We start from the raw sequence: 11,394 nt of genomic DNA on the forward strand, positions 1-11,394 counted from the left end.
TGGTTACACTCCTTTGTTTTCTTTCGTCGGAAATACAATTTGAGTGTACCATAAATGCCTTTTTATTTTTCTAACTTAATTTTACAATTCGCGTTGTTAAAAAAACAAAATTTTATTGGTTTTTTCTTAACCATTTTGAATTGGTTTTTGCAAACCCTTTAACTTCATATTCGTTTGTTTCTTCCATGTACGCTTCGTCCAAAACCATTGTTTGTCTTCTCAACTCGCTTAATTTCTGTCCTTCGTTGCTTGGCACAGAAAGTGTATAAGGGGTCATTAGTTCCATCAGCTGACGTTTGATTGCTTCGATCAACGCCATCTTACCTTCTTTCGTCTGAGTAGAAATCAATACATTTGGGAATAGCGTAGGCGTGAACATCGCTGGGTCGATCTGGTCTGCCTTATTGTAAACAGTCAGTATCGGCATTTCTTTCATATTCAGTTCATCCATCAATTTTAAGACAGTCTGCTCCTGTAAAATACGATCTGGAGAACTAGCATCGACTACATGTAGCAAAAGATCCATATTTTGACTTTCTTCTAATGTAGAATGGAAAGCATCGATCAGTTGCGTAGGCAGGTCTTGGATGAACCCGACGGTATCCGTTACAGTAATCTCAAATCCTTCAGCAAAACGCCATCTCTTAGTCAATGGATCTAACGTTGCAAACAATTGATCTTTCGAATAAGTATCCGCTTGTGTCAATAGATTCAAGATAGTTGACTTCCCGGCATTCGTGTAGCCAATAAGTCCAATCTGAAAAATCTCGCTATTTTTTCTTTTTTGGCGATTGCGCTCTCGATGAGCTTCTACTTCTTTCAATTCTTTCTTAACAGCAAAAATTTTATTCCGTATATGTCGGCGGTCTGTTTCTAACTTTGTTTCACCTGGCCCTCTTGTTCCGATCCCACCGCCAAGACGAGATAATGTTTTCCCTTGCCCTACTAAACGAGGCAGTAGGTATTCTAACTGAGCAAGTTCAACCTGCAGCTTCCCTTCTTTCGAACGAGCACGCATCGCAAAAATATCTAAGATAAGCTGCACGCGATCAATTACCGGAAGACCAACAGCATCGGTAATCAGTTGGCTCTGTCTCGGAGTTAGCTCATGATTAAAGATGATCAAATCCGCTTCATGCGCATCCGCTTGTTGAACTAATTCTTGTAATTTCCCTTTACCGATAATCGTTTGCCGATCCACTTGTGGTCTCTTTTGTGTAATTGTGAATACGACTTCTCCTGATGCGGTATTCGTCAGCTGAACTAGCTCTTCCATTGACTCTGAAAAGTAACGCTGGTTTGCTTCGGTTTCTACCCCTACGATGATCACTTTTTCTTCCATTTTATTCCGCCTCCAGCCATTTTTTGATTGTTTGCTCAATCTGACTTTTTTGATTTGGCTCACTTATAAGATCAAACCACTGTGCATCCAAACGGTTACGAAACCACGTCAACTGACGTTTCGCGTATCTTCTCGAATGTAGTTTGACTTGTTCTGTTGCTTCTTCCAATGTTTCTTTCCCTTCAAAATAAGGGAAAAATTCTTTATATCCAATACCTTGACTGGCCTGGACTTCTCCAAGCTCATACACCTTACGCGCTTCTGCTACTAAACCTTCTGCTAGCATCAAATCGACTCTTTGATTGATTCGTTCATAAAGAATACTACGCTTCGTATCTAATCCAATCATGAGGTAATCATACAATTGCTTTGGCTCTTCTTTAGGTGCCGTGATACTATGTCCTGTCGTCTCTAAAACTTCCAGAGCTCTTATCACTTTGCGTTGATTGTTCCAGTGGATTTTCTCAGCAGCTGCCGGGTCTTTTTCTTTCAACTGATTCCATAATGCTTGGGAACCAATTGTTTCAGCTAACGTTTCATACTTTTTTCTAATCTCAGGATTCGCTTCTTCTGTCGCTCCTAACTGATAATCATATAGAAGGGATTGGATATACAGACCCGTACCACCAGCTATGATAGGTAGGTGCCCTCGGTTCGCAATCTCGGTAATCAATTGTCGACCTGAATGCTGAAAATCAGCGGCTGAGTAACGTTGAGTAGGTTCGATCACATCAATCAAATGATGCGGAACATTATTCATCTCTTCTTCTTTGATTTTTGCTGTACCGATATCCAGATTTTTATAGATTTGCAATGAATCACCACTGATGATCTCTCCTCCAAATAGTTGTGCGAGTTCCACACTTAGCGCTGTTTTACCGACTGCTGTCGGACCGACGATCACTAATACTTTTTCCATATTTTACCTACTTTTCGTTGATTGTTTCCACCGAAGAGCTTTCTCCGGAAAATCAGTTATTATTCCATCTATTTTGAGTTCTTGACATTTGGCCATTTCTTCTTCATCGTTAATCGTCCATGCACGAATTGCTTTTGGAAAATCAGCTGCCTGGACTGGATGTTCGAACAACCAAGTATTTTTTGGATGTACTCCTTCTATATAAGGGGTTTCTGCTGCTAGTTGGATCTTTTTATCAGAAGTACTCATCAATAAGTCCAGCTGTATCTCCGGTTCCAGTAATGCGATTTTTTCCAAAGAATCCAAATGAAAGCTGCAATATGCATGTTGAAAAGGCCAATCTCTACTTTTTAATGTTTCGGCTAATTTTTCTTCGATACCGGGATATTCATACTGATCAGTTTTAATTTCAATCATTAGCATCCCTCGGTAATTTTTTTGGAGGAGCAGTCCTAACACTTCTCTCAATTCAGGAACTTTAGCTGCTGGAAATTCTTTGCTGAATTTGCCCCCTGCATTCAATTTTTTGAGTTCTTCCAATGTTTTTTCTCGAATCAGCCCTTTACCGTTAGTCGTCCGGTCCACTTCTTCGTCGTGCATAACGATCAAATAACCATCTTTGCTTAGATGGACATCTAGTTCGATACCATCTGCACCTACTCGTACAGCTTCTGCAAATGCAGGAAGCGTATTTTCTGGGTGGGTGCCGCTGCTTCCGCGATGGGCATAGATTTGTAACATCTTTCTTCACTCCGTTCAGTTCTATTGTATCATTAAGAAAAAAAGAAAGCATTACCACGCTCTCATGTGCAACGGCAATGCTTCAAAATATCAGCTCCAAACATCATCTTTCGAGAAGAAACCAATCGGCTGGCGCGTCATAGTCTTCAACTGAGCTTTTTTTTCATTGATCATTTCAGTCAGACTATCCGTAAAATTCTCTAAAATCACGCGTCCGCCTTTATAAGCATATCCACCAATCTTCATTGTTTCATCTGGAGATAAAATCACTTTTCGATGGGAGATATTCTTAAATAGCTCGTCTAAAATATAATTTGGCAGATAAAAACTATTTTGCGCTGAAAATGATTGGAGATACGCAAAATCGTCAATCGTGATATAACAATCATCAAATGCATCAAAGCTGACATATTCTTCCATCAGCGTTGTCCGTTTTTGCAAGATCTCGTTGATCTTTTTATTTAATTGATTCAGCGTCTCGATTTCTTTGACTTTCAATTCCAATTCACGTCTACGCTGTTCTTTATTTTCCAAGTGACGCATTTGCAGTATCATGCCGATATAGACAACTACAGCACCTGTCAGCACTCCGATAAGGCCAGTAATACCAACTATCAATCTGTTGTTCCTCCTTGTTTTGTTTCTCTGCTTATCATACCATAAAGCGGGTTTATGCGACTAATTTGCCTAAGTTTTTTATTTGACCTTTTTTGACCAAAAATGTATACTACATTTTAGGTATTAGAAACTAAATTATGGTACACTATTTCTAAACGAAATCAAGGAGGAACTCTATTATGAATTTAATTCCTACAGTCATTGAACAATCTTCACGAGGTGAAAGAGCTTACGATATCTACTCACGTTTATTGAAAGACCGTATCATCATGTTAAGCGGCCAAGTAACAGATGATCTTGCTAATTCGATCATCGCCCAATTGCTTTTCTTAGACGCTCAAGATTCTGAAAAAGATATCTATCTTTATATCAATTCTCCTGGTGGTTCAGTTACAGCAGGTATGGCTATTTACGACACAATGAACTTTGTCAAAGCAGATGTCCAAACAATTGTTATGGGTATGGCTGCTTCAATGGGAAGCTTCTTGCTGACAGCTGGTACAAAAGGTAAACGATTTGCTTTACCAAATGCTGAGATCATGATCCATCAACCTCTTGGCGGCGCTCAAGGGCAAGCAACTGAAATCGAAATTGCGGCACGCCATATTTTGCAAACACGCGAACGCTTAAACAAAATTTTAGCTGAACGCACTGGACAACCGCTTGAAGTGATTGAAAAAGATACAGATCGTGACAACTATATGACAGCTGAACAAGCAAAAGCATATGGATTGATCGATGAAGTCATGGAAAACAGTTCTTCATTAAATTAATCTGTTTCAAAGGAAGCTTTTTTAAGCTCTCTTATCTAAACCAAATAAAAAAGGATGGTCAACTCAAACTGACCATCCTTTTTTATTTTATGGATGCTACTGCCTATCTTTGCTCCTTGAATTTTCCTTGCGCATGCATCCGACCTATCTCGACATAATGCTGGATGTTTTCTTTGTTTTTTTGTATTTCTTCTTTTGTCAAAGGACGGATCACTTTAGCTGGGCGACCAAAAGCCAAGACATTAGGAGGAATAACTTTTCCTTCTGTTACTAATGATCCAGCACCAATCAAACTATTCTCACCAATAACCGCATGATTCAATATCGTGGTCCCCATCCCGATCAGCGCCCCTTTTTCGATTGTACAGCCATGTAGCATGCACTGATGTCCTACCGTCACATTCTCCGCAATATCTACAGGTGCATCATGATCGACATGGATGATTGTACCATCTTGGATATTCGTTCTTTGTCCTATTTTTATCCAATTACTGTCCCCGCGTAAAACAGCTTGATACCAGATCGTCACATCTTCTGACAATGTCACATCACCAATCACTGTGGCATTTGATGCTATAAACCGTTCCATATTTATTTTTCTCCTTTCATTTTTTGTAGAAACTAATCCTATTGAATAAAGGTATCATAGCATATATTTATTTCATAAGAAAAAAAACAGGTAAAACCTGCTCAGGCCAGATGTCTATTTACAGTATCTGGTAACTGACGTTTTACCTGTTTTTATTGTACATCTATATTTTCTTCTATTACTTTTTTTAAAATTAATTCGTACACTTCTATTTGTGCTGCCAAGCGTTCGATTTGAAACTCATTTTCAAAAAAATCAGCTGAATCAAAAGGCTTCGTCTGACAGACGTGCGTTAAACGATCAACTTCTCTTTTGGCTTCAGTAATTTTTTCATTTAAAAACTGTTCCATCTCCGTGTCCTCACTTTTCTTGATAACTTTACTTTACCATTATCAAGAATAGAGAACAAAAAATAAGTTTTAAACTGTTTTATTCTTATATGACTTATTCTGCTTCCTCAGCAAATTGGCTGTTATACAGTTTTTCATAAAATCCACCTTGTGCCAATAAACTCTCATGCGTTCCTTTTTCAATGATCTGACCTTGATCCATCACTAGAATCAGATCTGCATCACGGATTGTCGATAAACGGTGAGCGATGACGAAACTTGTCCGTCCCTCCATCACGCGATCCATTGCTTTTTGAATCAACGCTTCTAAACGGGTGTCTACTGAACTTGTTGCTTCATCTAAAATCAAGATTTTAGGATCGGAGACCACTGCTCGGGCAATCGTCAGCAACTGTTTTTGTCCTAAAGACACATTGTCTCCCTCAGAATTGATGGCCATATCATATCCATCTGGCATCGTTCGGATAAAATGATCTACGTTTGCTGTTTTCGCAGCATCAACTACTTCATAATCTGTCGCATCAAGCTTTCCGAAGCGGATATTATCTGCAATCGTTCCTTGATAAAGCCATGCATCTTGCAAGACCATACCAAATAGCGAACGCACATCACTGCGACTCATTGATTTGGTGTCGATTCCATCAATCCTTATTGCTCCTTTGTCTACGTCATAAAAACGCATCAATAGATTGATCAATGTCGTCTTGCCGGCACCGGTCGGACCGACCACAGCTACGGTTTGACCAGCTTTCACTTCAAAATTCAAATCTTGGATTAATGGTTTCTTCGGATCATATGCAAAATCGACATGATCGAATGTCACATCTCCTAAAATCGTTTCTGGCAGTGAAGCATCTACTTTGTTTTCTTTTTCTTCTGGCTCATCTAAAATCTCGAATACACGTTTCGTTGCCGCTGATGCACTTTGCAAAACTGAAGACAATTGTGTCACGTTCCCCATTGGCTGACTGATTTGCCAAATATATTGGATGAATGCTTGTAGTTGACCGACAACGATCGCCCCAGTAATAACATAAAAGCTTCCTAGAACAGCCATACCAATATAAGTAGCATAGGCAGTTAATTGAACTAGAGGCATCATCAAGCCAGAAATGAATGCTGCACGAAACCCAAAGTATTTCAAGCTGTGATTAACTTTTTTGAATCCTTCCAATGTTTCTTTTTCGCGTCCATATACTTTCAATACACTAAAACCTGTCATATTTTCTTGGACGTAGCCGTTTAGCTCACCAAGAGAATTCTGCATGCTTTGAAAATATTTCTGCGAAGCATTGATCACTCGTTTTGAGATCCAGATCGATGTTGGAATCATGATCATAGAGATCAGCGCCATCATCGGCTGGATATAAAACATCATTGCTGCAGCCAACGTAATTCCCAATATCGCATTTACGATACCAATAAAAGCTTGTTGTAAAGCACCGCTGACTGCATCTACATCATTCGTCACACGAGACAAAATATTTCCTTGCTGGTTTTTATCGAAATATGAAACCGGAAGACGATTGATTTTTTCTTCTATGTCTCTTCTCAAATCATGCATGGCACTTTGAACGACATTTGTCATCAAAACACCAGAAAGTAATTGCGAAATACAATACCCTATTCCAACAACTGTGATCCAAATGAGACATTTGAATATATAAGAAAAATTGATTGATTCGCCATTGGCAATATTACGGCTGATTTCTGTAGTAGGAAGTCCTGTAACATATGGCAAAGCCACGTTGAAAGCCACTGTCAGAACTGTAAATAGGATCACTAAAAGAAAAGTCCCACGATACGGTCTGATATATCGAGCTAAACGTTTTAAGGAAGAAAAGGTTTTTTTCATGCTAATTCCTCCTTTGATAATTGAGAAGCGGCAATATCATAATAAATCGGGCATTTTTCCAACAACTCCCGATGCGTCCCCATACCGACGACTTCTCCTTCATTTAATACGATGATCTTATCTGCATGCATGATCGTTCCCACACGTTGTGCTACGATCAATACAGTAGATTCTGTCGTTTCTTTTTTCAGACGAGCACGTAACTTCGCATCCGTTTGATAATCTAATGCAGAAAAGCTGTCATCAAAAATATAGATTTCCGGACGGCGTATGATGGCTCTGGCTATTGCCAATCGTTGTTTTTGTCCACCTGAAAAATTGGAACCACCTTCTGATAAATGTTCATTAAATCCATCTGGTTTTCGAGAAATGAATTCTGAAGCTTGAGCAATCTCAGCTGCACGTTCCATTTCTTCTTGCGTAGCATCTTCTTTCCCGTATCGCAAATTATCTGCAATCGTTCCAGTAAATAGCAGCGCTTTTTGCGGAATAAACCCAATCTTATCTCGCAACTTGCTTAGCCGATAATCTCTCACGTCTACTCCATCGATCAAGATCTTTCCTTCACTCACATCATAAAAGCGAGGGATCAATTGGATCAACGTAGATTTTCCGCTACCGGTACTTCCAATAAAAGCAACGGTCTCTCCTGGAGAGGCTGTAAAACTGACATTTCGTATCACTGGCTCTTGCGAATGGCCTGGATAAGCAAATGTTACATTTTGAAATTCGATATACCCTTTAGTTTTTGTATCAGATATACCATTTGGATCTTCTACAATCGAAGGTTTGGCATCTAGGGCTTCTTGGATACGTCCAGCTGAAACAGCTGCTCTTGGATACATCATGAACACACTAGCAAATAACATGAATGAGAACAAGGCATGGAATATATACTCGATAAACGCAATCAAATCTCCTACACGAAGCTCGCCTGCATCGATTTGCACTGCCCCGCTCCAGATGATCAATACCATTACGATATTAAATAAGAAATAAAAACCCGGTTGTGCAACAGCCATCAAACGGAATAAGCTTTTTGAACTAGAAGCATAATTCTCATTGACTACAGCAAAACGTTTTTCTTCAAACTTTTCATTGACGAATGCACGAATCACACGCAATCCTGAAAGATTTTCCCGCAAGATACTGTTGATTTTATCTAAGTTTTTTTGTTGCTTTTTAGATAACGGTTCAGACACCTTAGCAATCGCTACGACTGCCAATAATAGTAAAGGTAATGCACCTACTACATACAAACTGAGTGTCACACTTGTACGCATGACCATGTACAAACTGACAATGAACATCATTGGTGCCATAAAACCGATACGTAAAATATTTTGCAGGAACAACATGATCTGATAAGCATCGTTTGTTGTACGAGTGATCAATGAAGATACGCCTAGATTTTCGTATTCCTGATGCGAATAACTTTGGATCTTTTCGAACAAATCATCTCGAATATCTGCTACGATATTAGTCGTAATCCTCGAACCAAAATAACCTAACAAGATATTCAAAATAATACCGATTACAGTAATAACGATCATAAATATCCCTTGTTGCTTCACATAATCAAAATCATCATTGCGGATTCCTACATCGATCATACGTGCTAAAATCGTAGGAAGTCCTAATTCAATCAAAATAAAACCAAATACGCATATGAAATTGAAAAACAAGAATTTCTTATAACGCATGGTATAATGCCACATTAGTTTCACTTTCTCATCTCCTTTTAATCTTTTGTTACATTTTCATTACTAAAAATGATAGCACAACGAGCCTATTAATAGAACACTTCTCTCATAAAAAAGTCATTATGATTATAGCGGGATGATAAACATTGATTTTTTCTTTCAATCTAGTTGATTTCTATACTTATTTGCTGTTTTATGCTAGAATAACAATTAATTGTTGTATATTTTTTATACAGAAGGTACGGTTGAAAAAATATCCGAACAGATAAGCAAAAACGAGGCTTGTCTCTTTGACTCGAATCCAGTATTCTAGTCAAAGCATATGAAAAACCAGGTGGCTTGTCCCCTCGTTTTGTGTTGTCTAAAAAAATCAACTAGCTAAATCACTGCTTTACGCAGATAAAGGAGACAAAACAATGATCTATAAAGTTTATTATCAAGAAACAAAAGTACGCAACCCTAAACGGGAAGAAACAAAATCTCTTTACATTGAGGCAAAAAGCGATGTAGACGCTCGCCAACGTGTGGAAGAAAATACCCCATACAATATTGAATTCGTTCAACTTCTAGAAGGAAGTCATCTAGAGTACGAAAAAGAAAATGCTGATTTCTCATTAGTGGAGTTTTAATATGAAACTTTCCATCAAAAATAACGAGACAGGCGTCTTTGCTATTGGTGGATTAGGTGAAATCGGGAAAAATACGTATGGGGTACAATTCCAAGATGAAATCATTTTGATTGATGCCGGGATCAAATTCCCGGAAGACGATTTACTTGGAATTGACTATGTCATTCCCGACTACAGCTACATCATACAAAACTTACACAAAGTAAAAGCCTTGGTGATTACTCACGGGCACGAAGACCACATCGGCGGAATACCCTACTTGCTGAAACAAGCAAATATTCCTATCTATGCTGGTCCTCTCGCATTAGCGTTGATCACAAACAAATTAGATGAGCATGGCTTGCTTCGAGATGCAGAGCTCCATGAGATCAATGAAGATACGATCATCCGTTTTAGAAAGACTTCTGTCAGCTTTTTCAGAACGACCCATAGTATCCCAGATGCATTAGGGATCGTGGTGAAAACACCTTCTGGAAATATCGTAGCGACTGGAGACTTCAAATTCGATTTCACTCCTGTTGGCGAACCAGCAAACTTGCATAAAATGGCTCGTATCGGGGAAGAAGGAGTCTTGTGCCTTTTATCTGATAGTACAAATGCTGAGATTCCAACATTTACTAAATCAGAAAAAACGATTGGGCATTCTATTTTGAAGATCTTTTCAAAAATCGAAGGACGTATCATTTTTGCCAGCTTTGCTTCTAACATCTTCCGTTTGCAGCAAGCAGCAGATGCCGCTGTGGCAACTGGTCGTAAAATCGCTGTTTTCGGACGAAGCATGGAAAATGCCATCGTCAACGGTCAACGTTTAGGATATATCAAAGTTCCAGACGGCACATTTGTAGATGCACACGAAATCAATCGCTTGCCTGCCAATGAAACGATGATCCTATGTACAGGTTCTCAAGGAGAAGCGATGGCCGCGTTGAGCCGCATCGCGAATGGTACTCACCGTCAAATCCAAATCCAGCCAGACGATACAGTGATCTTTTCAAGTTCACCTATTCCTGGTAATACAACAAGTGTCAATCATTTGATCAATTTGCTGTCTGAAGCTGGTGCAGAAGTGATTCACGGAAAAATCAATAACATCCATACTTCCGGTCACGGTGGACAAGAAGAACAAAAATTAATGCTTCGTTTGATGAAGCCAAAATATTTTATTCCTGTCCACGGAGAATTCCGCATGTTGAAAGTACATGCTTCTCTAGCACAAGATGTAGGTGTTCCTGCAGAAAACTGCTTCATCATGGAAAATGGCGATGTTTTAGCGTTAACTAGCGATTCTGCGCGTCCTGCTGGGCATTTTGTGGCTGGAGATGTGTATATCGATGGTAGCGGGATCGGTGATATTGGTAATGTCGTTTTACGTGACCGTCACCTGCTTTCAGAAGAAGGTCTTGTATTAGCTGTCGCGACAGTGGATATCAAGAAAAAAGAAATCTTGGCTGGTCCAGATATTCTCTCTCGTGGATTTGTCTACATGCGAGAATCAGGAGAAATGATCAATGAAGCTCAGCGAATCTTATTCCACGCTTTAAGAGAATGTTTGAATGGACCTGACTGTTCAGAATATAAATTGAAAGAAGCGATGACTGGCGCGCTTCAGCCTTTCTTATTCGAACGTACAGAAAGACATCCAATGATTTTGCCAATGGTAATGACACCAGATGAAGAATAAATAAGAGGTTATGAAATCAGCACCTTGTCCTGAATATAAGAGAAAACAAATGAAAAACATGAGAAGCCATTTTTGTTTGTTCTTATTCCTTGATACAAGGTGGCTCTTTCATAGCCTCTTAAATTTATTTACTTTTTCATACAAAAAAATACCTGCCACAAGAGAAATTGTCTCTTGTGGCAGGGATTTTTTTT

The 11,394-nt window shown here is 39.0% G+C and carries 11 protein-coding genes; 3 read left to right on the top strand and 8 right to left on the bottom strand.

The features are described 5' to 3' along the window. Positions 1 to 112 precede the first annotated feature (112 nt). The 4 genes from hflX to DIZ30_RS09015 form a co-directional block, all read right to left on the bottom strand. Entirely contained in the window at positions 113 to 1,342 is a 1,230-nt protein-coding gene (hflX, locus tag DIZ30_RS09000) for a GTPase HflX (RefSeq protein ID WP_002289406.1), read from the bottom strand. Between the two features lies 1 nt (position 1,343). After that, positions 1,344 to 2,261: a tRNA (adenosine(37)-N6)-dimethylallyltransferase MiaA gene (miaA, locus tag DIZ30_RS09005; protein ID WP_002289405.1), complete on the bottom strand. Its 918-nt coding sequence runs from the start codon at positions 2,259 to 2,261 to the stop codon at positions 1,344 to 1,346. 3 nt (positions 2,262 to 2,264) lie between these two features. Further along, positions 2,265 to 3,002, bottom strand: coding sequence for a glycerophosphodiester phosphodiesterase (locus DIZ30_RS09010; protein ID WP_002289404.1), 738 nt, complete (start codon positions 3,000 to 3,002; stop codon positions 2,265 to 2,267). 90 nt (positions 3,003 to 3,092) lie between these two features. After that, positions 3,093 to 3,620 carry a hypothetical protein gene (locus DIZ30_RS09015; RefSeq protein ID WP_002289403.1) on the bottom strand — a complete coding sequence of 176 codons (528 nt, stop codon included), beginning with the start codon at positions 3,618 to 3,620 and terminating at the stop codon, positions 3,093 to 3,095. 179 nt (positions 3,621 to 3,799) lie between these two features. Between DIZ30_RS09015 and clpP the strand changes: the two genes are divergently transcribed. Continuing rightward, positions 3,800 to 4,393, top strand: a complete 594-nt coding sequence (gene clpP, locus DIZ30_RS09020; RefSeq protein ID WP_002289402.1) for an ATP-dependent Clp endopeptidase proteolytic subunit ClpP — start codon at positions 3,800 to 3,802, stop codon at positions 4,391 to 4,393. 103 nt (positions 4,394 to 4,496) lie between these two features. On the opposite strand, the gene DIZ30_RS09025 is transcribed toward clpP, so the two are convergent. The 4 genes from DIZ30_RS09025 to efrA form a co-directional block, all read right to left on the bottom strand. Next, positions 4,497 to 4,982 carry a gamma carbonic anhydrase family protein gene (locus tag DIZ30_RS09025; protein WP_002289401.1) on the bottom strand — a complete coding sequence of 162 codons (486 nt, stop codon included), beginning with the start codon at positions 4,980 to 4,982 and terminating at the stop codon, positions 4,497 to 4,499. A 152-nt stretch (positions 4,983 to 5,134) separates the two neighbouring features. Continuing rightward, positions 5,135 to 5,332, bottom strand: a complete 198-nt coding sequence (locus DIZ30_RS09030; RefSeq protein WP_002296291.1) for a hypothetical protein — start codon at positions 5,330 to 5,332, stop codon at positions 5,135 to 5,137. 94 nt (positions 5,333 to 5,426) lie between these two features. Continuing rightward, positions 5,427 to 7,187 carry a multidrug efflux ABC transporter subunit EfrB gene (gene efrB, locus DIZ30_RS09035; RefSeq protein ID WP_002299665.1) on the bottom strand — a complete coding sequence of 587 codons (1,761 nt, stop codon included), beginning with the start codon at positions 7,185 to 7,187 and terminating at the stop codon, positions 5,427 to 5,429. Next, positions 7,184 to 8,914, bottom strand: a complete 1,731-nt coding sequence (gene efrA / locus DIZ30_RS09040; RefSeq protein WP_002296290.1) for a multidrug efflux ABC transporter subunit EfrA — start codon at positions 8,912 to 8,914, stop codon at positions 7,184 to 7,186. Before efrA ends, efrB begins: the two co-directional genes overlap by 4 nt. Before the next feature lie 392 nt (positions 8,915 to 9,306). Between efrA and DIZ30_RS09045 the strand changes: the two genes are divergently transcribed. Then, positions 9,307 to 9,519, top strand: a complete 213-nt coding sequence (locus DIZ30_RS09045) for a DNA-directed RNA polymerase subunit epsilon (protein WP_002287947.1) — start codon at positions 9,307 to 9,309, stop codon at positions 9,517 to 9,519. Between the two features lies 1 nt (position 9,520). Further along, entirely contained in the window at positions 9,521 to 11,200 is a 1,680-nt protein-coding gene (rnjA, locus tag DIZ30_RS09050; RefSeq protein WP_002287948.1) for a ribonuclease J1, read from the top strand. Positions 11,201 to 11,394: the final 194 nt, after the last annotated feature.

The organism is Enterococcus sp. H57, from assembly GCF_003112495.1.
GTDB classification, from domain to species: Bacteria; Bacillota; Bacilli; order Lactobacillales; family Enterococcaceae; genus Enterococcus_B; species Enterococcus_B faecium.